A 23739-nucleotide genomic window follows, 5' to 3' on the forward strand; every position below is an offset into this window, starting at 1 on the left:
GGATTGCCCCGCTGCGTGCACGCCCGGCGAGTGTCTTGCGACATCCAACAGAATCCGGCGCGATGTTGGGTACGCGCCATCAGCGGACAGTTATCTTCGAGTGGCCTTGTTGCGTCTCCGACGCGGCGGCGTGACGCGAAAGCCTTGTGCATCAAGCCTCTGTCAACTTTATTAGGAGGCACAAATGAAACTGGCACAGCCCATGCATTAGTGACACTCGAGCAGACAAGATGCTCGAACCCAACCGCAAGACTGTGATGTTTCCTTCCAGGAGATTTACCATGAACACGCTGATGATCAAAGACCTGTCCCTCACCACCCAACTCGACAGCAAGGCCATGAGCGCCGTGCGCGGCGGCTTCGGCCCGTCCACGTCGTACTTCAACTTCAGCCCGATCGTCGCACCGAACAACAGCAAGCAGGTCAGCGCCACGCAGTTGATCAGCAACGAAATCAACCTTCAGAACGCCAACGGCAACAATGTCGCGTTCGCGGCAGGCCTCGATACGTCGATCGTTCCCTACGTGACGTCGAGCAACAACATCCACGTTTAAAGCCTGATTCGGCGAAGCGGAGGAGCCCTCGGCAATCTCCGCTTCGCTTCGATCACGCCCGTCTTCCGCGCACCTTTGGAGAATCACCATGTCATCCCTCATGATTCGCGATCTGTCCCGCACCCGCGAGCTCGACCGCCGTGCAATGTCGGCGGTGGCCGGCGGCACCGGCAGCAGCGTACCCGGCTTGCCTTCGATGCCCGGCCTTGGCAGCGTCGCCAATGTCAGCGTCTCGGTGGTCCAGAACCTCAGCCAGATACAAACCGTCAACGTCGCCGCGCTCAACAACATCGGCGTGATCGGTGCGGGCTTCGTACCGTTGAACCTGAATGTCAGCCCTTCGCTGTGGGCCGCCAATTACGCCAACATTTAATGGCATGCAGTAGCGCGGAGCCGGGGGCTTCCCTACTGCGGCCTGTTGATATCCCACAGGCGAGCTGCAAGCAGATTTCCTATACTGATAGTGCGACGAGACCTCAGCACACTTAAAGACACACTCGGGCGGCGGCTGGAGAGTCCCACCAGCCCCCGGCTCGATCGCTTCCCTGGAGCCGCCATGGCAAAGCTCGTTATCAAGGACCTTACCGACAGCGTCGAACTCGACCGCGAGGCGATGGCCGCGATTGTCGGCGGTGCACGAATCGGAGCGCGGGCGAGCGTCGCCGTACAGGTGGTGCCGGGATCCGCACGCGTTGTCGACTATCCGCCGGGTTTCCCTGCAGCACATCAGACGATTGCCGATGTGGCCGCTGCTACCTTGGCGCGCAGTTCGCCACGCAGCTAGACCGCCGTTCAGACACTCGCAGCAACGGCACGCGCTTAACGCGCGTGCCGTTTGCGTTTGATGCCTATGCGCTTGACCCGCTTGCCATCCGCATGGGTGCCGGTCGTGCCGGCACCCTGCATGGCGCGCTTCGAACCAGATCGACACTGACATCTTCGACGGCCGTATTAAAAGGTCCCTCTTGTAGGACGCGCGAGATGCCTGCAATTGGAAAACAGACGTGGCGGGCACGCTTTCCCGATGGCGGGTGCTTTGTTCGGTTGACCTGGCGAATGTCCGCACGCAGCGACGTTGGCCGCCGCGCACTCGCTTATGATGCAAACTGGAGACACGCAATGAAATGCATCGTGCCATGACGCCAGCGCTCGACACACCTTTATCCAGCGGACAATTGCTACCGTTTCGCGAGTCGCTGCTAGCAATGCTGGGCATTGCCTTCGTCTCGATGCTGGTGGCGCTCGATCAGACGATTGTCGGCACGGCACTGCCACGCATCGTCGCCGATCTGAAGGGCTTCGATCTGTACGCATGGGTCGCGACATCGTACATGCTGGCTTCGGTGATCACGATTCCGATCTTTGGGCGGCTGGGCGATCTGTTCGGCCGCAAGCCATTTCTGATCGCTGCGATTCTGTTGTTTACCGGTGCGTCGGTATTGTGCGGGTTCGCCACCAGCATGCTGTTGCTAGTAATTTCGCGCGGTCTGCAAGGGATTGGCGGCGGCATTCTGATCGGCACGGTGTTCGCCACCGTCGCCGATCTGTTCCCCAATCCAAAGCTGCGGCTGCGCTGGCTGGTGTTCGTTACGTCTGCGTTCGGTGTCGCCAATATGGTCGGACCGACACTCGGAGGCGTGCTCACACAATACGGCGGCTGGCGGTTGGTGTTCTTTGTCAACGTGCCGGTCGGTCTCGTGTCGCTGCTGTTCGTGCAGCGCTTCTTGCCACCGCTGCATCACCTGCGGCGCAAGGGCCCCGTGCGGCTCGACTGGCTCGGCGCGTTCGTGCTCGCGGTCACGTTCGGCGCACTGCAATTGCTGATCGAATTGTTTCCGAAGCACGGCGTCGACACGCTAACAATCGTGCTGGCCGTCGTGGCGTTGAGTTGTGCGCTGATTTTGTGGCTATGGGAGCGGCGCATCGCGTATCCGATTGTTCCGGTGGATATGCTGATGGATCGTAAGCTCTCCGCGCTCTTCGCAATGTCGGTGCTCGGCGGATTCGCGCTGTTTTCGCTGGTGTTTTATGTGCCGCTGCTGTTTCAGGGCGGCTATGCGATGTCTGCGCACGACTCGGGCATGCTGATCACGCCGTTGCTGCTCGGCACGACTGTAGGCAGCGTGGTGAACAATCGCATCGTCACACGGATTCGTCGCGCGAACGGCATCATGTATATGGGTTTCGCGCTGTCCGCGCTGGCGTGTCTGAGCGTGATCGTACTGAGAGGCACCGAGCCGCATCTCGTGTGGATGTCGTGCATGGGTATCAGCGGTCTCGGGCTCGGTCTGGTGGCGACCAGTCTGACGGTCTGTTCGCAGCAGATCGTCGCACGTGATCAGCTCGGTGCGGCGACGGCACTGCTGCAATCGCTGCGTACTTTTGGTGGGATGCTGGGCACGGTAATGACCGGTGCGTTGCTCGGGCATCTCTACACGCAGGGTGTGCATCGCTCGCTTGCTTCGTATCAGGCGACACAGTGGTTCAAATCGTTTGCGAGCCCCGAGCTGCTGGTGGATCGCGCGGAACAGGCGGCGCTGATCAATCGTTTGGTGAGCGCGGGACATGCGGGCGATGCGATGATGAATTCCGCACGCGATGCGCTCGTGCAGTCGATTCATATCGGTATTCTGATGGCGGGTGCGGCCGCGTTGATCGGGTTGTGCCTCGCGTGGTTCGTGCCGCCGGTGCGGATCAGTTATCCGGAAGCGGAGGTCGTGGCAGGTGGAGGCGCGGCGCAAGCTGATGCGCTTCCGCCGCGGGGGAATGCGCTTTAACGGCGTCGGGTTTGGGGTTTGGGCTTCGGCCCCGATGCCTCTAGTATGTCTCAGTGCGCGGTGACTGTTATTGGCTCGGCAGTTTTCGCAAGTGTTTGCTCACGTAGCCTAGCGTTGGATCTTCTGACGACTTTCACTTTTTTCACCAGTGTTACTTCGTGATCGGCTGTTTCGTCTGTGACTTCGACTCTGCGCGGGCGGTTTCCGAGCACGGCAGCACGCGCTTCATCGTCGAGCAGGAATTGACTGTCGGTTGCGATGATTGAAAATGCGATGTCTTCCAGATCCGCCTGCTCCTTGTACTGTTCAGCACAGTCGACGAGGGCTCGCGCTAACTGCGCATAGTCGTCCAACTTGACTTTGCTCGCCAGCATGACCGTTTGCAAGGTTCTCGCCAACGCGGCGAGATTGGCGAACTGTGCTGCATGTCTCTCGCTCAAATCGGCAGCGGCGCTCGCGATGCGTTTGACCCTCGCGTGAGCGTCAACGTTGTGCGGTTGCTGGAGGGGTGAGGTTTCGACGGATTTGCTCATGGTGCGATTCCCGGTTGCTTCCTTGGATCGCCCGACACTCGCTAGACAGATGGGGTGAGCGGGCACGTAGCAAGGTTGACAGACCGGGAGATGAACCAAACCGGCGGGCCTTGCGGCCCCCTCACTAGCGCCCGCCCATTGAAATGGCACGCATAGCTGAGCACTACCCACTTTCGCAGGTAGTGCGGTTCATCTCAACAGGCTGTCAAACCTGCACCGTCTTGTCTGACGGCAGAAGCAATTTAAACCATCCGTTTTTTGGGACGATCACCGGACGGGTTAATCGCGCGAATTATAACGAATCTTTACATTGCTACCTGAATCGACACCTTCGCTCGCTGCGATGCAGCATGTTGAACGCTTGAACGATTCCATCCGTTAAACACCGATCGAGAGTGAAGAGCTTGACGTTGAGTCTCGTCGCCGTGGAAAAAATGACGAGACTACGGTTGTCGGATGAGGTGCGGGATAGGTAGGCGTTTTGCCTGTCTTTGTGCTGTCAGACGTGCCCTCATTGGCTCCACCCTTGCAGGCGTTTGTATTGCTACCTTTGTACTGCGTCTGCCGGACGAACTTTGTAGAGAACTGCTGCTTTGGTTCGCCAACTCAAACGGCTCTTTCGCCATGATAGTGATGCGCTCAACGCATGACCTCACGTTGCCGGGCCACCCCACGTCCACTCGTTCTTTGCTTTTCCGCCTGCGTCTTCAGGTTGGGAGACACTCACTTGCGCCGTTTCACATGAGTCGTTCTGATGCGATCTTGCGGGCAGAGGCATCATCATTGAAGGCTAGACAAGCTACGCCTTGAAATGCTTCCGCGATCGAAATAGCCCTGAAATCAAGGCAAATTCGAATCGCCGTTCATACGAAATTCGGTAAGATACCTTGACCTGGTGATTCTGATTTCTTACTATTGGCGTCGACGTTTGCGCAGCTACTAAGAACCGATTCTCACCAAAGAGCGCGCACATAAAAATAAAAGCTAAACATCGAGGTCTTTCGGGGTTCTTGCATGACCATGGATGAAGACATCGCGCACGTCGCGCGTGTGATGGCGCCGTCGCTGCGCGCCTTTCGGGGTGAACCTGTGCTGCTGCCGGCTTACTGGCGCAAACGATTACAGCGCATACAGGATGAGTTCCCGCTGACCGAACTGCAAACGTTTCAAATCCGACATCTGCTTGGGGAATTGGATCGGTTTGAGGCGGAGAGGGGGGGTGGGGTTTAGAGAACAGAACGGTGGTTTTCCAGTAGCAGGGCTATGGGTATCAACGGTTGCTAAAGAGATCCGCAGCATCGCTGGCATATCCATCGAATGTACGTCCTTCGACAACAGTAGCTATTTCCCGACGTTACCAACGGCATTTACCCAATAGCATCGATTCTGATGTCGTTGCCTGTGAACGCCGCGAGCAACGTTTATTCGCTGGCGGGCGCAGCACGACGCGGCTATTCTCTGCAGACGCCGGTCACGGGCTTCGCGATCACAATCGGAAACAACGTCGATGTTCTTGGCTTGGAGCCTGCCGGCACGCTTGCGACAGGTACGATCTGTGATGCCGAGCGCGCTGACCGTAAACCCGAACTCAGGGCAAACAGTTGCGAACGCACCGACGACTCTTGCCCGCCGTGGTTCATTCCGCTAGAAATACAACAGCATCACCAAGTGGTATCGGCAGGGCCGAACTAGGCGGTTAGGGACGCGCCGGTCGCGACGTCTTTGGCCTTCTTTTGCTTCAGCAAGCCCACGATGAAATGCCGGCACGGTAATTCAATAACGAAGTGGCAGATTGCTCCTGCTGCCACTACCAGACCGATCTCAGCGAGCAGAATTGCACCTGCATAGTCACCGATATTCTGGATGCGCGATGACCTCACCATCTGATTGCACACGATCTGCACCACCGGATGAATCAGATAGATCGAGAACGAAATCTCGCCAAGAAAGACGGTCACACAATTGCCAAAAATCGCACGAGACATTCTTCGGCCGTAAGCGACGCCAGAAATCAGCACCATGACAACCGGCAGTAGCAGCATCCACGACGGCCAGTCGGCCACGGAGAAGTACGCCAGCGCCGCCAGCGCATAGATGATGTCGAGGTCCCCCAGCCTAGGCATATGCCGCCATCTGAACAGCCAATATCCCGCGAGGAATTCCGGAACGATTCGAATGAACCCATCAGTTGTAAATCCGACACCAACATCCCGATAACCGTATGAATAGGTGCAAAGAGCCAGCCAGCAGAGAACGACGAGCACGCCAGTTACCCGTTGTTTAAACCGCTGCAGCACCAAGACACACAGCGGAAACAGAAACAGGTAGGCAAACCACTCTGCACTGATTGACCACGACACGAAGTTCCAACTGATCTGGCTCTCCAGCCCCCATGCATGCACCATCAAAAGGTTCTCGACGGCCGAACGCATCGTGTAAATCACTTGGCTGTGGGCGAACTCATGGCCCGATCTAACGGCAGTTAGCCACATCACAACCACTATTAGAAAAGTAGCGAGGTGAAGCGGATAGATACGTGCTATCCGTTTGGTTATGAAGGCCCCGTAGCTGCCTAAGTTGAAACTGTTCTCCCGATAGGTAGGGATGTACGTGTAGGACAGGATGTAGCCGCTCAACACGAAGAAAATGTCGACGCCCCATACCCAGTGTTTCGTGATGTGCGTCAGTCCCAAGCCAACTACCCCGGCGTTGTCGGAATAATGGTAGATCACGACGAGCAGAGCTGCGAAAGCTCTAAGCCCCGTCAGCGTATCTATCTTTCTCATTGTTCCCCCGTCGAAACAAAATTGCTTGGTCATCTCGCATTCGAGCATGAACCTGCCTCAACTGCCACGATGAGCGCTGGTCAATCGCTTTTTCTGCATCGCATCCGTGGCGCCGAATATCACTCGGCAACAAACTATTTTAAGCTAGTCAAAAGAAGCTCAATATCACGCGCGGTGCACGTGTTTGCAATTTGAACGTCGTTCCTTCCGCCCATTACATTGTCAATATGCAAGGCAATTTTTTGGGATCGCGGGTGCTCCAGGAAATGGATAGGGCGGCGAAAGATCTGGCGAATCTCGAACCCATTCCTTATCGCCGTCGCATAGAGCCATACATCGTCGGCACGCGGCGCGCAGGAAGCAAACTCTCGGCCCGCCAATTTTAGACACAACAAATAATTCTTCGGATAAATCACTCCCGAAACCCCTGTAGCGAAATTCAAATAGCTTGCTTCAGAGGTGCTACACGGCTGCCAAAACTGATACGGCGCTATGCCGATTTCACTTACCTCAACACGATGTGCGCGGTAGCAAACTATCGTGTCCGGAGTGCGACGATTTTCTTCCGTAAGTCGCTTTAGCCAGTTTCTCGAATAAAATATATCGTCGTCGGCCGTAACCAATAATTCCGGTAGTTCGCCGGATTCTATGACAGGAAAATATTTTGTATGTGGACCAAAATTTTCGCAAAGCCTCACCGTTAACCCTCTCCGTTGGAGGCGCTTGAGGGTTTCGGGCAGATTTTCAAATATTTTTTTCTCATTAATCCACAAAATCAATTGTCCGGGCTTGCAAACTCCTTTTCCAATCGATTCTATCGTACAAAAGACCGTCTCAATCCGTGAACCATGCGATGTTAATGAAACTGTCACGCCCCCTTCTGCAGCAATGATAGGCTCACGCGACCATCTGTTAATTAATAAATATATAAATTCAAAAATAAACGAAAGATAATATGCAAGGTCGCGGCGCAATCTACGCTTAACCCTAAACCAGAAAGTTACCTCTCTCACTTACCCTCCCAACACTTAATTTTTATAAAAACTATACGAAATAAATAAAATTCACACCGAAAACTTATAATCATCATCAATCAAAAAAATAATTTCCGACGACCTACTAAGGTCAAAATTGAGGAGAATAAATTAAATGAATTTATATTCAATCTCAAAATCCGAAGTGCCGTAAACATTTTGAGATTCCTGTTTTTTATTTTCACCTGCACACTGTCATTTAACGAATCTCTGATCTCAAGTGCAATTTCCCTTTTTCTTGCCCCGAGACCTCTGCCTCACGCGATCCGCATGTGCAGCACGAGCTCGGCGGTCGGCACCGCGCGCCCCCAAAAGCGGACAGTCTGGCGAGACCCGCTACAAACTTTTCAGAAGATTGTCGATTTTCGATCATCAGCTTCGTCGTCAGGTTATTCACACCCAAAGGATCTCCCATGAAATACCTCGGCTTGGCCTACTTCACCCCCGATAAATTTGCCGCGATGGCGCCAGACGACGTCAAGAAATTGGTGAGCCAATGCCCCAAATTGGACGACAAGATGCGGGCTACCGGCAAGGTACTGATTTCCGCATCGCTTGGCGATCTGGACAACTGGAGGACGCTCCGCCCGCGCAGTGGCAAGACGCACGTCACCGATGGGCCCTATACCGAGTCGAAGGAAGTCGTGGGCGGCCTGTTCATCATCGAGGCGGATACCCATGACGAGGCGTTGCGCATCGCCTCCATGCACCCGGCGGCCACGCTGGGCGAAGAAGGTGGATGGGTCGTCGAGCTTATCCCCGTGGATTTCTACTGGGCCCGATGAGGGCTTGGACGGGTGTCTCAAATATGCGTTGGCGCTCTGTTCTCCTCAAACACCTTCACGGCTTCGTGAGTCATCGCGGCGATGCTGCTTCTGGGCCGAGCGGCGACGCCTGTGATCGACCCTGAGCGGACCCTCGATGAAGCACTGAACGGTCATTCAAACGCCTCCGTACACAGGTCTTTATTCACAATTTCTCGGCAAACTACGTCGTCTGGGTGTTCCACCAACGTTCTGCCTCATCAAGGTGAGCGCACACGCGTTCCGCAACCACCGTCGGGGAGACACCTTGGTCGAATCTGAACCAGTGGTCGGTATTGGGTCCGGGCGAGCCCAATCTGTGACGTTGGCTCGGGTGAAGGTCGTGCGTCGTCAGTGTCGCAGCAGGGATGAATTGTCCCCAATGGGTGGTGAAGCCCTCGACGCCACACGAAGCTATTTCCACAACGAAGCCTCCACCGTGGCGGTCAAACTGAACCGTAAGAAGGTCAACCCTGTTTTCACGTTGTCTTCTGAAATGAGGCAGGGTTCCTTTGAATCCCAACCGGCGAATTGCGGGCGTTCGAATTCGCTATACGGCGGGCGTACGAGCTACGATATGCGCCGCCTAACCGAAACTTAACGCGTCATTCAGCAGTTCGAGAGTTTCAAGTGCTCGTCCTGCAAAACCGATTCCCCGATGAGATGCAATGCCAGGATCCGTGGGATTGATTCTGATGATCCGGGAACCGACACGCTCGCTAAAATTACGAACGGTGGGGATAGTCTTGCCAGCTCCAATCTCTATGACGGCAGGTTGTTTGACGGAAGCAAGCCAGTTATTCAAGCGAGATTCTTGTGCTTCTGTGCGCAGAGCGATCCAGTCAAAATCCCCGAACATAAGAATATTGGGCCGCGCAAGAGCTCCACAATGTGGGCAGGTCGGCAGATCGCTCAGCAGACGGCAGTTGACCTCGTCGACAACGGGCTCAAACGCATCCGCCGACCACATCGCGTCGGAACAGAATTCCGAGCACTGCATTACGTGGATGGAGCCGTGGCACTCCGCTACGAGTCCCTCGTGAAACCCAGCTTTTTGAAATTGACCGTCGACATTGCTCGTGAAGACCGCCGTGCTGCCCGGCATATTTTCAGCCCAGCGACGAAGCAACTGAAAGCCTTTGTGGGGCGTAGTGCGCCGATATATCTGAAGCCGGTGGCCATAGAACCCCCAGCAAAGCTCCGGAGATCTGGCTAACGCTCGCGGGTTTGCCATGTCCTGGAACGTCAATTGATGAGCCCTGAGCGCCGGATAGGATTGCCAGAATCCCTCAGCGCCCCGAAAGTCTGGGAGACCCGAGTCGACCCCCATGCCTGCCCCGGCCGTGACGAGCAAGCCGTCTGCCTGACGGAGCCACGAAACAGCGCGTTTCAATTTCTCGTCTTCGTCCATCGAATCCACTCTTCCAGAACCGGGTTGCCACTCGCTTTGATCTGGATATCCACAGATCTCTGCACCCTCACGGTGACAATAATGCGGTGCGGCCACCGGTTCGACAAGCGGATCAATTTTTTACGGTTGTCTTCGAAAGACTCCTAAGCGGTCATCCAAACCCATTGCTGTCAATGCCCCTTGATGGCCGGTTGCCGTCGGATGAGCGCGTGCGAGCCCAGACTAAGTAACAGTCGGCTGATGCCCTCAGAGGGGAAGTTCGTGTGCCACAGATTTGCTGCAGCAATGGTGGAAAACCACATCTGACGGGCCATGCGCCTGTCATTTCATCCCCTGAACTCATGGACATCCACGTAGATTTCAATGAAGACAGGTGGGCCGGATTGAATGAATCGTCAGGCCGCAAGGTTCAACTGCCAGGACACACCAAACCGATCGCTGACCCAGCCGAATTGCTGGCTAAATCCGTAATTGTCCAATGGCATCAAAACCTGACCGCCCTCGGACAAGATGCCAAATACACGCTCCAGTTCTATTTTTGCATCGAATTCCACGAAGGTAGAACTCGCAGGCGTGAACGAGAAGTGGTGCTTGATCGGGCTGTCGGAGCACATGAACTCTCGTCCACAAATTGTGAATACCGCGACCTTAATCGTGCCCACTGGACCTGGCTCGCCCTGAGCATAGCGCTCAGCCCGCACCATCCGTGAATCAGGAAATGTGGAGAAATACAAATCCAATGCAGCCTGCGCATCGCCATCTTGAAACATAAAAAAGGGTCTGGCTATTGTCATGAAGCACCTCGATGGTGGGATTGATTTGAAGTCTAAATTCAGTAGTTGCTGCGAGCAGCCTTGAGGAGTTCAAGAATGCTCGACGCGTGGCTCAATTTAGATCCGTCCGATCTTGCGACCCAGTATGCCATTCGTGACAACCGCGAGCGGCCGTACTACGAACATTAGATCGCAGCCTGGCTGGGCGGTGATGCCGCGCAGTTCGAGCCTGCCCTCCGCGTCGGCAAAGCAACTTTGGGCGTCCCAATTCGACACGTTTCTTCCGTTCGCGCCCTCTCGCCGCAACGACGCCTTTCCGCTGGATTGTGTTGAAAAAGTCTTGTTTTGGATCAGGGCGCTGGAGTTGGCACGACGTTATCGAGTTGTGACGATCGGCGAAGCGGTGAATTTGAGCGAGGCAAGCATGGGTCGGGTCGGGCAGTAATCAACGCTGTGCGGCCGGTCGGCCATCACGGTGCAACGTGGTCGAGCGCACAGACGACCGATGGAGCTTCGTGGTCTGGTTGAGGGGTTTGGACTCCCCGCCCCACCAGGAGTATCCCGTTCAGACTGCGCAACCACAATGATGAGTACATGGATACATGAGCTGCCGTTATGGTTGATGGCACTTGTCACTTTCGGTGCGATATTTCTCGCGGGCGCGACCATCCATCTCGTCACCGGATGGCTTGCTGCCGGTCGACATGGGCGATCATTCAAGGCAATTTCGCCTGGTCTGCTTTCTCCACTCGGTATCATATTTGGCTTATTTATCGCCTTCACGGCCTCGCAGGTCTGGAACGATACAGCGCGAGCCAATGTCGCGGTGGCCACTGAAGCGAGTGCGCTGCGATCGGTTATTGTCATGTCTGCCGTTTTGCCAGAAGAAGCCCAGACCGAACTGCGAAGGATGGTCCGAGACTACATCCAGTACACCGCGACGACTGAATGGCCGCTCGTGGCGAAGGGAGCCGTCACACTTAACGTTACTCCTCCCACGCTGTACAACGCACTGAAGTTCACGCTATCCCTGCCAGTCGTTACGCCCGGGCAGCAGACGGCGCAGCGCGAGGTCGCAGCGTCCCTGCAGCATGCTCTCGAAGTGCGCAGCGAGCGCATCCTGATCAGTCGCAGCGAAGTGAATGGTGTCAAATGGTTATGCCTGGCGTTTCTGGCGGTGTGCCTGCTGTTCGCCATCGCGTTCGTTCATTGCGACAACCGGCTGACATCTGCCGTGGCCATCGGTCTGTTTTCGGTGGCACTCGCCACAACCGTTTTGCTCATCCTCTCCCATGATCGGCCCTTTACAGGGGAAGTCGCGTTGACGCCGGAGCCGTTGTTGCAGGTGATGCCTGAGAATCGCTGACCGTTGTCGGCTGATGCTGCTGAAAAGTCACGACACGCAATCTTCCCACCGCCGGTAAGAAAATCGATTTCTCAGATCGGCCTCCAAGCCGCTCGCAGGACTCGGTTAAGGGTTGAACAACCTTTGCAGACCTCGCGACGTTGACCTCCGCCGACTTTTTCAACAGCATCCGCTGTAGAACGCTCATTCAATCTTTCGCCTCGGCCCGGCGTACCCGCAGGGTCAACATCGATTGCTGAAGCAACTTGTCTTAGACGCTAGATGGTTTCGGACGGCCGAGCTTGACCATTTGCCGGAACATGAACTGCGGCGCAACGCGGCTGGCGATCTTCAGTACATTGCTCACGCCTGGACGGATCTCGAGTTTCCCGGCTTCGATATGCGGCACATATCAGCGAGTCTCGGTTGGTTGTTGTATGTCTCAAAGTGGCTGAACCCAGCCGGATGACGACCGACCCGGTTCGACCCACTGCCGCCCTCAGCTTTCTCCAAAGCGGCCGTTGGAGGCTATGCTTTCCACCCCCTCATCCAATTTGAACAGTAGTCTCGTGATCACCCGCCGAGAAACGGCTCACTTTCTTCGTCAGCGACGATAGTGCGCGCTTCAGACAGAAAGACGCCTGCAGCCAGTAGGAGACCAGCCGCCATGCTGGCATAGAGTGCGATAAAACGTTTCTATCTGTGTTTGCAGAACGGGACATGCGTGAAGGCACAGGAGTCTCCGCAGTCATGAGCCGGAATCTGGTCCGTTCGCAAGCCGAAATTGTAAGAGGAACGCGCCTGCACCCCGTACAAATGAGCATTGAATGTCCATTTGCCGCTCGGCCCTCTTGTGTGAGTCGACTGTTCGGCGGTTGCTGTCATTCAGGCAACGAGCTCGGTGAGGTTGCTATAGGTTGCTTTCCTGCCGTTCGCGCATCGACTGTTCCCAATGTCCTTGTCTCGACGTCAGCGCGAGCGTGCTCGCCACCCGCTGCGAACGGCGGATCAAGCGCCATCCAGTAGGCTGGAGATGTCGGCGAGCGCATAGGTTCGTCCGACCCGCGTCAACAAGAACCTTCGTGGACTCGTCATATTTGCGGGCCCCTGCAGGATATGACATATTCACCGCCAACCGCTTCCAGCGAGACCCCTTTAGTTCGGAGGTCCACTGACGGAAACACAATATACTTCCTATCAGTGACAAGCGAATCCGCAGCAAGCTCGAAGCCGCCGACTTTCCGGTAGTCAACGCGATCCTGTCGCTGCGGAAAAACTGACGCTGGCAGTTGAGCCAGCCACACTGGAGACAAGGAGCGCAAGCGGTGACGAAGCAAGAACTATTGACGATCATTTCCTTCGCCGAGAAGGCGCGTACGTTGTCAAACGAGTGTCTGGGGATCAACGAGGCAACCTGGGACATTCTGCTTTTCGTAATCCGCAGGCATTTGGAGAACAAGCTGGTTACAGTAACCAGCCTGGCACACGCCGCGAATATGCCCTACAGCACGGCAGTGCGAAAGATCGACCAGATGCTCGCGGAGGAACTGATCATCAAGCGCGAGCGCACTACGACCGGGAAATCGTTCTCCCTGCATCCCAGTGAGGACATGCTAGCCCGCTTTCACGACTATGCACTGCGGATGAAGGACATAGTCGCTCAGACCTTTGGGTTTCCAACTGACGGCGAGGGACGCAGTAACTACTATTTCGGTGCGTCCTATATGGCCGCCAACATTATCTCGGGGCCTGCAATCCTGCGGCAGGGCATCGGGGTCAAGAATACGATGCGGTTTCTGTTCACCGACGACCCGACGTTTCTCATTCTGGCGGGGGCTCAAAAGGAACTCGAGCAATGGTTGGGTGGTAAGGTCGAGATCACTTGCGCATCGATAGACGATGTTCGAACACTGACCCTCGACGATGCCCGGCGGGCAGTTTCTCATTACGACATCATCGACTTCGACATGCCGTTGATCGGCGAATATGCGGAGAAGGGTGTACTGATGCCGATTGATGCTCTGCTCGAAAGTAGCAACATACATCCCTCCGACTTCCATCCGGCAAGCTGGAATGCCGCGAGCTACGATGGAGTACGGTACGGCGTTCCAATCGAGCCAACCGCCGAGCTATTTTTTTATCGGACAGATATCTTCGAATCTCTCGGTCTCGCGCCTCCCACAACCATCGACGAAACATTGCGGGCTCTTCGTCTACTAAAGAAGGAGCGTCCGGACATCGCTGGAGTCGCTTTTTGCGCGGCACGCGGAACCGCAATCGCGCAAACGTTCTTACAATTATTGGGTGACTTCGGCCGGTCACCGCTTGATTTGCCGATGATCGACGAGGATTTCGACCTTTCCCAACTTTCTCGGGGGCGGATCGCATGCGTGATCGACAGCCCGGAAGGCCTTGCGACAGCAGAGTATCTTCTCGCTCTCAAGGAATTCGCCCCACGAAACCTACTGGACCTCGCTTGGGACGACGTCGCACAACTGTATGCCGAAGGGAAGATTGCGACTGCATACATCTGGTCGGTTCGCGCAGCGCGCTTCGAGTTTAACCCGGCGTCGGCTGCCTACAGGCGGTCTGGTTATCTTCCTCATCCGCGTGCGGGGGGAGCACGATGCATCTCGCCAATGGGTGGATATGCTCTTGGTATCCCCAGGAACATTGATCCGAAACGTGTCGAGATGGCGTGGCGCGTTGTCCAATATCTTACGTCTCCCGAACTGATCAAGTATTACGTCCAGAATGGCTGCCTGGTCAGTCCGCGCTTTAGCGTCAGTGCAGATCCTGAGGTCAAGGGCATGAGTGGCGTCATCGAGACGATAGATACACTCGCGCAAAACGATCAACTGAAGTATTGGCAGCGTCCCCCAATCCCGGAGTTTTCAGGGATGGTGTCTATCCTCGGCGAGGAGATTCATCGAATGATGCGCGGCGAGCTCACGCCAAAAGAAGCGGTGGTCCGGTCTCAACAACGTATCGACCGCATCCTTCAGGCTCGCCAGAGTTAAGGCAACCGGTTATGCAGAGAGTCAGCGCGTTCGCTCGGAATTGAGGTTCAGGACCCCGCGCTCAAGATGACCAGGGCTTTCAGCGCCGAAAACGATTCCTCCAGGGCGAGCCTGATAGACGAAATCAAGTATCTATATAGGACATCCAGAAAATTTCCGTCGGGCGCAATGTCAGGCGTGTGTCTCATTCATTTCGAAATCAGCGTGGACCGCAACCGAATACAACATCTGCGTCGAGATACTTACCGTCCTCGCTAATGTTGCGCATCGCCATTTCCCCTGTGATACAGCATCGAGTTCAACGATAAAACTCGCAGGTGCGAAGAGAAGTGCGCTGTCGTGAAATGACTTTCTTCACGAGAAGTAAAGGGAAACGCAGCGCGTGTGACCCAGGATCTGCTCGAGTGGGTCGCAACAGTCAAGGGGCTTCTTCGCAGTATTGGGCGAGAGATTCGACGATCGCTGCGTCGCAGCAAGCTGGAGGCCGGGTGCGCACCAATGCGAACAGGATGCCGGCCACTGTTCCGCGACAGGCCGGACCGTCCATAAAAAGTCCAAAATGAACTTTTCTCAAAGTGGACACCTACGCGCTTTGATTTTGTTTGCCCGTCTTCAATAATCAGAGCGCAGTTTTCCACGTAGAGGAACAAAAAATGGCGGATAGGTGGAGTGAGATAGAGTTGTTCGTCCTGACTGCCGAACTGGGCAGCCTCTCGAAAGCTGCCGATAGACTCGACATGTCGAACGCTTCGGCAAGTCGCACGCTGAGCGCGCTCGAAGAACGTCTGGGGGCGCGCCTCATAGAACGAACTACCCGGAGGATGTGGCTGACCGACGTTGGGCATGATTACCACCGGAGATGTTCCGCAATGCTTGCAGAAATGGCAGAGGCAGAATCGATTGTCTCCGACGAATGCGTGGTCGCTCGCGGCGTTTTACGGGTAACGAGTTCAGTCTCGTTCGCGATGATGCACATTGCCCCAGCACTCCCCGAGTTCAGGAAGAGGTACCCGGACCTTTCCGTGCAGATTGTGGCGGCGAATCAATATCAGGATTTCATCGAGGCGGGGATCGATGTGGCAATACGTACCAAGGAGCATGAACACGACTCCGGAATCACCGTGCGGAAGCTCGCCGAAACCCGGCGAGTGATCGCTGCCTCACCGGCCTATCTACAACTGCACGGACGTCCTCGTACACCGGAAGATCTGGAGAAACATCAGATGCTGGTTTACAACCTCGCAGCCGATCCCTATATGCTTCACCTACGCAAGGGAGAAGAGGAACGTCACATCCGGATCGAAAGCGTGCTCGATTCAAACGAAGGCCAAGTCATCGTTGGCGCTGGTAGGGCGGGCCTGGGAATGGTCATCCAGCCTTTGTACATCATCTACGATGACATTGTGTCGGGGAGGATCATCCCGGTTCTTGAGGACTGGAAGCTGCCGCCGCTCACGATCAATCTTGCGTATCAGAGCCGTAAGTATCAGCCCGCGAAAATTCGCGCTTTCACAGAGTTCCTCATCGAACGGGTGAAGAATCTGGACCTGGAAAAACGATGGCTGGCGGAGGCTGCGTGACTGGTCGTATGCGCCGACCTGGCACATGCCCGGTTTATCCATGATGTTGAAACAGGCAGACGCCGATCATCGGCAAGGCGCGCTTCCGTCCCATGCATTCTGAAGCAAGGACCGAAGTGACTCGCGTTCGATCGGGCGTGGATTCCAGTACGGGTTGGACAGAGCGATCTCGCATGCTCGATCCAGGTCAGATTCCTGCATTCCTATCTCGCGCAACCCCGAAGGGATGTTGAGTTCGCGCCCCAACTCGAAGACTCCACGCGCGGCGCTTTCACTTCCGAGGGCCCGGGAAATTCGGGACATCGCATCAGGCGCAGCGTCGCTGTTGTATGCCAGCGCGTGGGGCAACACGATAGCGTGTGTTTCCGCATGTGGCATATTGAAACTGCCACCAAGGGTATGACAGAGCTTGTGATGCAGAGCCATCCCCACATGGCCCAGTACATTTCCGCACATCCACGCGCCGTAAAGGCAATCACTGCGTGCCGACAGGTTGTTGGGGTCTGGTTTGATGCAGCGCAATCCTGCGGCCAACGCACGTATTCCGTCCTCTGCCATGAGCGACATAACAGGATTGCCATCGCGTGCGTAGAGTCCTTCCGCGGCGTGAGCGATTGCATTAAGGCCGCTCACGAACGACAAGCCGAGCGGTAAGCTCAACGACAACATCGGATCGTAGATGACAGTCTTGGGCAGAACTCGCGCGTCACGTCCTGTACGCTTTAGTCCGTCCTCTGTGAGCCCATAGATGGGCGTCATCTCGGAGCCAGCATAGGTAGTTGGAATCGCAATGATCGGCAAACTCGACTCAAGGGCGATCGCTTTGCCGAGACCGATCGTAGATCCTCCGCCTATCGCAACCGCGCAGTCGGCCCCGACGCTTCGCGCATGGTCGCGTGCACGCCTTGCAATTTCAATCGGCACGTGCATCTGCGCTTCCGCAAATACGCTTGCGCTCAGCGGCCCCAGCAAATGCGCAACTTCGGTTGCCTGTCCTTCCTGCTCCGGGGTGCAAAGGATGAGAGACTTTTGAGCGCCGAGCGCGTAGACCTCTTCCGCAACACGCGCGAGAGCACCCGCGCCAAAGACTACTTTCGAAGACTGCGAGGTGTAAACGAAATCGTACATCGAAGCATCCTTACCTGTCGTTATGCGCGGTTGGGGTTGAGTAGGCGTCGAGCAAGTCACCAGTTCAAAGGCCTATCTGGCGCCATGTTTTCTTGTTCTGTCATTGATCGAGAGCGGCGGTTTTGTGCTTCCGCCCTTCAACTTCGCGGAACTGCTGCATCGTTGTGTCGAACGCCCGTGCCGCCATTTCATTCAGCGGTAGTTTTCGCAATTCGGTAGAGATGATTTCCACGCCGTACCATTCGCCATTGAATCCAGCGTTTTGCACCGCTTCGATGAAGCCCGGATTGTCGAGGTCACCTTCGCCACACAGCTTGCGGCGGAAGACCGTGTCTTCGAGCAAGCTTCCCTCGGTTGCCGAGTTCGCGTCGTCGAGTTCAACCGCCTTGATGAATTGCGGCGGGATCTTTGCAATTTCGCTGAAGTCGATACCGCCGCGAACCATGTGCCAGATATCCAGGAGGAGGCCTCCATTCGGCTGATTGGCTTCCTGCACAATAGCTAAACCATTTTCTAGCGTATTCACGATCGAAAATGGCATCACTTCAATCGACACGTTTGAACCAACCTCGGCGGCCTCCAGACACAGCTTCGCGAACTCATCCGCCATCCGGACGAAGTTTGGCGAGCGCTGATCGAGCACGCTCGCAGCAACCTTCACATTCTTCATGCCCAGCTTGGCACCGAGTTCAAAAATCACGCGGCGAGCGCGATCCGATACTGCGCGTTCTGGACCATCCCGGTACCAGTCAACGAGGAACTCAAGCTCAAAGTGCCTGATCCCATTGTCTTCGAGCATATGCTTGACAGTGTCGGAGCTGATCTTGTCGAGCGTCGCCACCAGGTCCTCGTGAATAACGCCGATGCCTCGCCAGCCCGCTTTAGATGCAGCCTCGATCCGTGCCTGTAACGAGTAAGGACTGATCGATGGGCGGAGCGGATCCACGTCTCCGGCAAGAGTCCAGTATGCGGCCAGCAGATCAGTGTCACGTGTGCTCACTTGGCTTACTCCAAAAAGCGAAATTTGAATATCTAATGATGGGCGCGAGAGTCGAACGGGCGATGTCAGGCTCTCAAGACACAATAATCGCGGAGCAAAGCCCGGACGGGAGACGTTGCAAATGTCCCCGGCGTCCTTTTTGTGCTGGCCGACTGGAGATCGGCAACCGTCATACAGGCACCAGTTCTGCGAAACGATTGTTGATACGGTTGCCCGAGGCGTCCAGTTCGTCCAGTCGTTCCTCGAGTTGTTCATAAAGGAGTTTGCCGGCGCGTTTTTTGAACTCGCCAGCCACCAACACCGTGTCGACGTTTGCCGCGCTTCCTTGCATCAGCACAGCAGACACAGGATCGTGCACCGGTCGCATACTCAATCCGTCTGCGCGGATCAAAACGACGTCGGCCTGCTTTCCTGGTGTCAGCGATCCGACCCGGTCCTGCAGCCCTAGCGCCTCGGCGCCGCGAATCGTTATCCAACTGAGCGCTTCGGATGTGGAAATCGTGGAATGAGCGGGCAACTGTCCGCCGTCCGCCCGAGCTCGTGCATTGTCCAACGCTCGCTGCGAGGCCAGCGCTACGCGTGCTACTGTGAACATGTCACCCGCGATGGCTGACTCAAGGTCGACTCCAAGCGAGGGCGCACCGCCTGCATCACGTAAACGACCTGTTATCGGATGGCCGTGTCCCTGAGTCATTTCGGTCTCGGGCGCGACAGAGAATGTGACGCCGCGACCGACCATCATCCGAAGTTGCGCGGCACTTAAGTTGTTACCATGAACGACGTTGGTGGTCGGGCCAAGAAGGTCACGCTCGGCCAGACGTTCCCAGCCATCCGGTGTTTTCGCTTCGAGCCCTGCGCAGTGCATGCTGGTGATCAGCTTGAACTCGGCTGCAAGCTGGAAATCGTGCTCCGACACCTCGTAAGTCGAGTAATGAGGACCAAGGATCGCCATGCCGAGTCCGACTCGCGCGTCGCGGCTTGTGAACCTGTTCTTCACCAGGCGCTCGATTTCGCTGCGCGGATGGGGGGTCTCGCTGAAGTGCTTCTGACCAGGTTTTGGATCTGGCTTGGGCGAACCGTGAAAATAGACCGCGCGAATCCCGGATTCGAGCAGCCCGTCAATCGCACGGTCTGTGTGTTCAGGCGTCGAATTGTTGTGGCACCAATCGCCCAGTGTGGTCGTGCCAAGATTCAACTGATTGAGCGCGCCCACCAACGTACCGATGTAAAGGTCATTCGGATTGAACAACGTGGCGAGTCCGGCATGAACACTGCGGAAATAGGTGGGCAGCGTCCAGTTTGCTGCCACTCCGCGAAGCGCGGTCTGCCACGTGTGCATATGCGCGTTGATGAGCCCCGGGATGACAATGCACCCGGTAGCGTCGAGTAGCTGTGCATCATGCGCCTGGATCGACGGTCCCACCGCAACGATCAGGTCGTTCTCGATCAATACGTCGAAGCGGCCATTGCCGATGGCCGGATCCATCGTGATGACATGACCGCCTGTAATCAGCAGCTTCATCGACGCGTCTCCTTTCTATGAATTGGGGGCATACTCAGTCGAAGGCGAAACGTCTTGTCTTCGCTTCGACGCCACTGCCAGATTAGCTGTTCAACAGTTTGCGCTGCATGGCCACGAGAGCGAAGGCTTTCAACTGAGCGGTGACGATCTCGCGCGTCTGCTGGTCCGTGATGGTCCTGCCCTCGACATCGACCTTGCTCGCGGCTCCACCCACCATGACCTCTGGTTTGTTCAGCACCTGCGCGTCGAGGAACACCATACTCTGGCGCAAGTGGTATTGCGCGCGGGCGCCTCCAAAGATGCCGGGCGAGGCTGACTGAATGGCGACAGGTTTTCCTGCAAGGGGTGTTGTCGGAAGACGCGACAGCCAGTCCAGCGCATTCTTCAGAACGCCGGGGACGGAGTAGTTGTATTCGGGGGTAACGATGATGACCCCGTCTGCTTCACGGATTGCGTTGCCAAGATCGAGCACCGATTGCGGGAAGCCCTCCGTCTGAACATCGGCATCGTAGTGAGGAAGTAGCCCAACCGAGGGCAGCTTCGTCACAGTCACGTTCTCCGGTGCCAACTCTGGCAAGGAATCCGCAATGGCAGCGTGGAAGGAAAGACGACGCAAGCTTCCGACAAGCGTAACGAAGCGCAACGAGTTTTGATCAGGCATTATGTTCCTTGGAAAAATACTTGCATGATGGCTACGGGTCAAAGTTTTCTAGCGGTAGTGGCTCGGGCAACCGTCCGAGTCAGATCAGGCGTTCGCCGCCGTAGTCTCTTGTCTTTCAGCATCGGCCATTGGATCGATGGGATAGTCGACCTGAAAACGCGCCGTTCTTATATCGCCAAGCCGCTCTCGCACTCGCAGGTGTTCCGGATGCGTCGCGTAGGCATCAAGAGCGGCCAGTGAGTCGAACTCGGTGACCAGTACGGCGTCACACGCATAATCGACTGCACTCGAATCTAGTCCGACCTCGAGTCGGAGCATGCCGGGAATTCGACCGCGTAACGCCTCGAAGCTCTCCTTGACGAGCCGGCGAGCTTCCTGACGTTCGTGCGGTGTTTCACCGCGCACTCGCCACATGACAATATGTCGGATCATGCCGAAACCTCCGCCGGATTCAGTATGAAGTCGTAGTTGACCGTATAAAACGGTTTTTCCATTTTCGAGCCGTCGGGTGCCAAACCGGCATCGTGCTGGACCCAGTCAGTAATTAAGGTAGAGCGAACGCCAAACACCGCGTCAGAATTCAGATACCGATCGCCGTCTCGGAATACATGGGTGATGAGAGTGTCGTAGCCGGGCGCTTTGATCATGAAATGCAGGTGTGCCGGGCGCCACGGATGTCGCCCCAACGCTTCCAGCATCCGGCCCACGGGGCCGTCGTGGGGAATCGGGTATGCCTCCGCAAGGATCGAACGAAAATGAAACCGACCGTCAGGGCCGCTGCGCAGGCTGCCGCGCGCCTGATGGGATACGACTGCCGAGCCTTCGGACGGTCTTTGCACGTCGTAGTAGCCGTCTTCGTCGGATTGCCACACGTCGATTTGTGCGTTCGACACAGGGGTACCGCCAAGGCCGCGGACCTGACCGCTCACAAAACACGGCTCGCCTCGCGCGCCGTTCGCGATATCGGCACCGTTTTCATATTCCGGCGCTCCCTCGACGTAGAAGGGGCCAAATACAGTAGCTTCCGTGCATTCGGTCGGCTTTTTGTTGTTCTGCGCCATTACCAGCATAGAAAGGCCAAGCGTGTCCGAAAGCAGAATAAATTCTTGCCGCTTGTCGTCGGTAATCTGTCCCGCCTCGGTGAGAAACTGAATGGCCTTGAACCACTCCGCCTCGGTGAGCTGGACATCGCGCGCGAAGCTATGGAGATTCTGCACCAGGCTGGTAATGATCGTGCGAAGCCTGGCGTCGCAGCGATCATCCATTGACGCAAGTACAGCCTGCGTAATGGTGTCTTCGTTGATGTTGAGCATCGCTGTCCTCTCCGTTGTGCGCATATGGATGAGACGACAGGTTAACGGCCTCGTAACGGGAAAAAAATGCGCTATAGCGAAATGACATTTCCGCCTGGTGGATAAATCAAAAGAATGTCCGCTGGACTTCGTAGCACATATTCCCCGCATCCATTAACGAAGGGTCACCCGTTTCTCTCGAGTGCTGGCGCGCGGTTGTCATTGCCTCGGGCTAATCCTGATGAGGTTTTCCATAGGACTGCTTTATCGCGGGGATATTTCCGCTCACCGGAAATATGATTTCGCGAATACGCATATTTCTTTAGTCCGCGTTCGCATAGTCTCTAGCCACCGGGTAACAGAAGCCGACAAGGGCTACCAGATCACCTGATACAAACTGGCTTAGAAGGGGACCATCAATGAAAGCAGTACGGTTTCACGGCAAGCACGATCTTCGCGTCGACGATGTAGATGCGCCGGCCGCGCCGGGATATGGGCAGGTGCTTATTGCGCCAACATTTTGTGGGATCTGCGGCTCTGATCTTCATGAATACGATCACGGCCCGACGTGGACGTCAGCGGACCCGAACCCCTACAGCAGCGCTTCTCTGCCGCAGATCCTTGGCCACGAATTCGCGGGTCGCGTCATCTCGGTCGGCGAGGGCGTCAGTACAGTTGTCCCGGGTGATCGCGTTTCCATCCAGCCGCAAACCGGACCGCGAGACGACTATTTTGGGCAAAGAAACGTCCCGTTCCTTGGGCCGAAGGCCTCTGTCATTGGCTTGAGTTGGCCGTGGGGTGGAATGGCGGAACTTGCGATAGTGAATGAGGGCAACGCGATCCGGCTGCCAGATTACATCACCGATCAACAAGGTGCGCTCGTCGAGCCGGCAGCAGTTGGTGTACATGCAGTGGACCGATCTCAAGTTCGACCCGGCGGAAGCTTGCTGGTGACCGGCGGCGGGACTATTGGCGCGATGACTGCGCTCGCGGGCCGCGCCGCAGGCGTTTCCCGAATCTTTGTCAGCGAACCAAACGCCAATCGGCGCAAGCGCATTGAGGGCCTCGGCATCGGGGCTGTCGTTCTCGATCCCACTGTCAGCGACATCGGGAAAATCATTCGTCAAGAAACGGAAAACGGCGTGGGTGTCGATGCTGCAATCGAGTGCTCGGGTAATGGCCGTGCGTTGAACGCATGCGTTGATGCAGTGAAACCGCAGGGAACGATTGTTCAGGTCGGCCTCATGGGAGGGAAGGTTGAAGTAGAGCCGTTCCGCTGGACCGTGAAGGACATCACCATCAGAGGCTCGTTGAACTATCCGATAACGATCTGGCCTCGGATCTTCGAAATGATGCGAAGCGGTTTATTCCCCGTTGAAAAAATTGTCGACGCTGAAATCAGTATGTTCAACGCCAAGAACGACGGCTTTGAGGCGTTGCTGGCCAAAGAGAGTTCCAAGCTCAAGATTCTGGTGGCGATGCCACAGTAGTCGAGACAACGGGCGATACAGCGGATTTTC

23 protein-coding genes are annotated in these 23739 nt (G+C 56.0%); 11 read left to right on the forward strand and 12 right to left on the reverse strand.

Going from position 1 to position 23739, the window contains the following annotated elements:
* Positions 1-281 precede the first annotated feature (281 nt).
* The 4 genes from ACUN0E_RS21050 to ACUN0E_RS21065 all read left to right on the forward strand — a co-directional run bounded on the left by ACUN0E_RS21050 (position 282) and on the right by ACUN0E_RS21065 (position 3331).
* Positions 282-554, forward strand: a complete 273-nt coding sequence (locus ACUN0E_RS21050) for a hypothetical protein (RefSeq protein ID WP_408233270.1) — start codon at positions 282-284, stop codon at positions 552-554.
* 88 nt (positions 555-642) lie between these two features.
* Positions 643-927 (forward strand): hypothetical protein, encoded by a 285-nt coding sequence (locus ACUN0E_RS21055; protein WP_445567872.1) that lies wholly within the window; start codon positions 643-645, stop codon positions 925-927.
* 183 nt (positions 928-1110) lie between these two features.
* Positions 1111-1338 carry a hypothetical protein gene (locus ACUN0E_RS21060; RefSeq protein ID WP_408508714.1) on the forward strand — a complete coding sequence of 76 codons (228 nt, stop codon included), beginning with the start codon at positions 1111-1113 and terminating at the stop codon, positions 1336-1338.
* A gap of 340 nt (positions 1339-1678) precedes the next feature.
* Entirely contained in the window at positions 1679-3331 is a 1653-nt protein-coding gene (locus ACUN0E_RS21065; RefSeq protein ID WP_445567873.1) for an MFS transporter, read from the forward strand.
* Positions 3332-3381: 50 nt separating this feature from the next.
* Here ACUN0E_RS21065 and ACUN0E_RS21070 read toward each other — a convergent pair whose 3' ends face one another.
* Positions 3382-3864 carry a hypothetical protein gene (locus ACUN0E_RS21070; protein ID WP_408233282.1) on the reverse strand — a complete coding sequence of 161 codons (483 nt, stop codon included), beginning with the start codon at positions 3862-3864 and terminating at the stop codon, positions 3382-3384.
* Positions 3865-4878: 1014 nt separating this feature from the next.
* On the opposite strand from ACUN0E_RS21070, the gene ACUN0E_RS21075 reads away from it, so the two are divergent.
* Positions 4879-5094, forward strand: a complete 216-nt coding sequence (locus ACUN0E_RS21075; RefSeq protein ID WP_445567874.1) for a hypothetical protein — start codon at positions 4879-4881, stop codon at positions 5092-5094.
* Positions 5095-5253: 159 nt separating this feature from the next.
* The gene (locus tag ACUN0E_RS21080) at positions 5254-5556 is read left to right on the forward strand and encodes a hypothetical protein (RefSeq protein WP_445567875.1); all 303 of its coding nucleotides are present in this window, start codon (positions 5254-5256) and stop codon (positions 5554-5556) included.
* On the opposite strand, the gene ACUN0E_RS21085 is transcribed toward ACUN0E_RS21080, so the two are convergent.
* Complete coding sequence (locus ACUN0E_RS21085; RefSeq protein ID WP_445567876.1) at positions 5553-6683, reverse strand: acyltransferase family protein; 1131 nt, start codon at positions 6681-6683, stop codon at positions 5553-5555. The genes ACUN0E_RS21080 and ACUN0E_RS21085 overlap by 4 nt on opposite strands.
* Positions 6684-6784: 101 nt before the next feature.
* On the reverse strand, positions 6785-7663 hold the full coding sequence (locus ACUN0E_RS21090; protein ID WP_445567877.1) for a hypothetical protein: 879 nt from the start codon (positions 7661-7663) through the stop codon (positions 6785-6787).
* 434 nt (positions 7664-8097) lie between these two features.
* Here ACUN0E_RS21090 and ACUN0E_RS21095 point away from each other — a divergent pair, with 434 nt between their 5' ends.
* Positions 8098-8469 carry a YciI family protein gene (locus tag ACUN0E_RS21095; RefSeq protein ID WP_408242166.1) on the forward strand — a complete coding sequence of 124 codons (372 nt, stop codon included), beginning with the start codon at positions 8098-8100 and terminating at the stop codon, positions 8467-8469.
* A 202-nt stretch (positions 8470-8671) separates the two neighbouring features.
* Here the strand turns inward: ACUN0E_RS21095 and ACUN0E_RS21100 are convergent, their stop codons facing one another.
* The 3 genes from ACUN0E_RS21100 to ACUN0E_RS21110 all read right to left on the reverse strand — a co-directional run bounded on the left by ACUN0E_RS21100 (position 8672) and on the right by ACUN0E_RS21110 (position 10692).
* Complete coding sequence (locus tag ACUN0E_RS21100; protein WP_445570498.1) at positions 8672-9034, reverse strand: DUF4304 domain-containing protein; 363 nt, start codon at positions 9032-9034, stop codon at positions 8672-8674.
* Positions 9035-9073: 39 nt separating this feature from the next.
* Entirely contained in the window at positions 9074-9898 is an 825-nt protein-coding gene (locus tag ACUN0E_RS21105) for an SIR2 family NAD-dependent protein deacylase (RefSeq protein WP_445567878.1), read from the reverse strand.
* A gap of 395 nt (positions 9899-10293) precedes the next feature.
* Positions 10294-10692, reverse strand: a complete 399-nt coding sequence (locus ACUN0E_RS21110) for a VOC family protein (RefSeq protein ID WP_408242338.1) — start codon at positions 10690-10692, stop codon at positions 10294-10296.
* Between the two features lie 601 nt (positions 10693-11293).
* Between ACUN0E_RS21110 and ACUN0E_RS21115 the strand changes: the two genes are divergently transcribed.
* The 3 genes from ACUN0E_RS21115 (at position 11294) to ACUN0E_RS21125 (ending at position 16616) form a co-directional block, all read left to right on the forward strand.
* On the forward strand, positions 11294-12037 hold the full coding sequence (locus ACUN0E_RS21115; protein ID WP_408242340.1) for a bestrophin-like domain: 744 nt from the start codon (positions 11294-11296) through the stop codon (positions 12035-12037).
* A 1304-nt stretch (positions 12038-13341) separates the two neighbouring features.
* Entirely contained in the window at positions 13342-15036 is a 1695-nt protein-coding gene (locus ACUN0E_RS21120) for an ABC transporter substrate-binding protein (protein ID WP_445567879.1), read from the forward strand.
* Between the two features lie 653 nt (positions 15037-15689).
* Positions 15690-16616, forward strand: coding sequence for a LysR family transcriptional regulator (locus ACUN0E_RS21125; protein ID WP_408242012.1), 927 nt, complete (start codon positions 15690-15692; stop codon positions 16614-16616).
* A gap of 66 nt (positions 16617-16682) precedes the next feature.
* Here ACUN0E_RS21125 and ACUN0E_RS21130 read toward each other — a convergent pair whose 3' ends face one another.
* From ACUN0E_RS21130 to ACUN0E_RS21155, 6 genes are all read right to left on the reverse strand, one after another.
* A complete protein-coding gene (locus ACUN0E_RS21130) occupies positions 16683-17744 on the reverse strand; it encodes a maleylacetate reductase (protein WP_445567880.1) in 1062 nt (353 codons plus the stop codon).
* Between the two features lie 100 nt (positions 17745-17844).
* The gene (locus tag ACUN0E_RS21135) at positions 17845-18744 is read right to left on the reverse strand and encodes a sugar phosphate isomerase/epimerase family protein (protein WP_408340815.1); all 900 of its coding nucleotides are present in this window, start codon (positions 18742-18744) and stop codon (positions 17845-17847) included.
* Between the two features lie 169 nt (positions 18745-18913).
* Positions 18914-20266, reverse strand: coding sequence for an amidohydrolase family protein (locus tag ACUN0E_RS21140; protein ID WP_445567881.1), 1353 nt, complete (start codon positions 20264-20266; stop codon positions 18914-18916).
* 82 nt (positions 20267-20348) lie between these two features.
* Entirely contained in the window at positions 20349-20927 is a 579-nt protein-coding gene (locus tag ACUN0E_RS21145; protein ID WP_445567882.1) for an NADPH-dependent FMN reductase, read from the reverse strand.
* A gap of 84 nt (positions 20928-21011) precedes the next feature.
* The gene (locus ACUN0E_RS21150; protein ID WP_408242022.1) at positions 21012-21359 is read right to left on the reverse strand and encodes a Dabb family protein; all 348 of its coding nucleotides are present in this window, start codon (positions 21357-21359) and stop codon (positions 21012-21014) included.
* Positions 21356-22240: an intradiol ring-cleavage dioxygenase gene (locus tag ACUN0E_RS21155; protein WP_408242024.1), complete on the reverse strand. Its 885-nt coding sequence runs from the start codon at positions 22238-22240 to the stop codon at positions 21356-21358. Before ACUN0E_RS21155 ends, ACUN0E_RS21150 begins: the two co-directional genes overlap by 4 nt.
* Before the next feature lie 398 nt (positions 22241-22638).
* Between ACUN0E_RS21155 and ACUN0E_RS21160 the strand changes: the two genes are divergently transcribed.
* On the forward strand, positions 22639-23709 hold the full coding sequence (locus ACUN0E_RS21160) for a zinc-binding dehydrogenase (RefSeq protein WP_445567883.1): 1071 nt from the start codon (positions 22639-22641) through the stop codon (positions 23707-23709).
* Positions 23710-23739 lie beyond the last annotated feature (30 nt).

This window comes from Paraburkholderia sp. D1E, from assembly GCF_052682275.1.

Excerpts from the sequence above, each read along its gene's own strand:
- ACUN0E_RS21145 (WP_445567882.1), bottom strand. The coding sequence starts at position 20,927 with ATGCCTGATCAAAACTCGTTGCGCTTCGTTACGCTTGTCGGAAGCTTG.
- ACUN0E_RS21110 (WP_408242338.1), bottom strand. The coding sequence starts at position 10,692 with ATGACAATAGCCAGACCCTTTTTTATGTTTCAAGATGGCGATGCGCAG.
- ACUN0E_RS21160 (WP_445567883.1), top strand. The coding sequence starts at position 22,639 with ATGAAAGCAGTACGGTTTCACGGCAAGCACGATCTTCGCGTCGACGAT.
- ACUN0E_RS21155 (WP_408242024.1), bottom strand. The coding sequence starts at position 22,240 with ATGCTCAACATCAACGAAGACACCATTACGCAGGCTGTACTTGCGTCA.
- ACUN0E_RS21140 (WP_445567881.1), bottom strand. The coding sequence starts at position 20,266 with ATGAAGCTGCTGATTACAGGCGGTCATGTCATCACGATGGATCCGGCC.
- ACUN0E_RS21105 (WP_445567878.1), bottom strand. The coding sequence starts at position 9,898 with ATGGACGAAGACGAGAAATTGAAACGCGCTGTTTCGTGGCTCCGTCAG.
- ACUN0E_RS21130 (WP_445567880.1), bottom strand. The coding sequence starts at position 17,744 with ATGTACGATTTCGTTTACACCTCGCAGTCTTCGAAAGTAGTCTTTGGC.
- ACUN0E_RS21060 (WP_408508714.1), top strand. The coding sequence starts at position 1,111 with ATGGCAAAGCTCGTTATCAAGGACCTTACCGACAGCGTCGAACTCGAC.
- ACUN0E_RS21055 (WP_445567872.1), top strand. The coding sequence starts at position 643 with ATGTCATCCCTCATGATTCGCGATCTGTCCCGCACCCGCGAGCTCGAC.
- ACUN0E_RS21065 (WP_445567873.1), top strand. The coding sequence starts at position 1,679 with ATGCATCGTGCCATGACGCCAGCGCTCGACACACCTTTATCCAGCGGA.
- ACUN0E_RS21075 (WP_445567874.1), top strand. The coding sequence starts at position 4,879 with ATGACCATGGATGAAGACATCGCGCACGTCGCGCGTGTGATGGCGCCG.
- ACUN0E_RS21070 (WP_408233282.1), bottom strand. The coding sequence starts at position 3,864 with ATGAGCAAATCCGTCGAAACCTCACCCCTCCAGCAACCGCACAACGTT.
- ACUN0E_RS21050 (WP_408233270.1), top strand. The coding sequence starts at position 282 with ATGAACACGCTGATGATCAAAGACCTGTCCCTCACCACCCAACTCGAC.
- ACUN0E_RS21095 (WP_408242166.1), top strand. The coding sequence starts at position 8,098 with ATGAAATACCTCGGCTTGGCCTACTTCACCCCCGATAAATTTGCCGCG.
- ACUN0E_RS21115 (WP_408242340.1), top strand. The coding sequence starts at position 11,294 with ATGGCACTTGTCACTTTCGGTGCGATATTTCTCGCGGGCGCGACCATC.
- ACUN0E_RS21125 (WP_408242012.1), top strand. The coding sequence starts at position 15,690 with ATGGCGGATAGGTGGAGTGAGATAGAGTTGTTCGTCCTGACTGCCGAA.
- ACUN0E_RS21085 (WP_445567876.1), bottom strand. The coding sequence starts at position 6,683 with ATGACCAAGCAATTTTGTTTCGACGGGGGAACAATGAGAAAGATAGAT.
- ACUN0E_RS21080 (WP_445567875.1), top strand. The coding sequence starts at position 5,254 with ATGTCGTTGCCTGTGAACGCCGCGAGCAACGTTTATTCGCTGGCGGGC.
- ACUN0E_RS21150 (WP_408242022.1), bottom strand. The coding sequence starts at position 21,359 with ATGATCCGACATATTGTCATGTGGCGAGTGCGCGGTGAAACACCGCAC.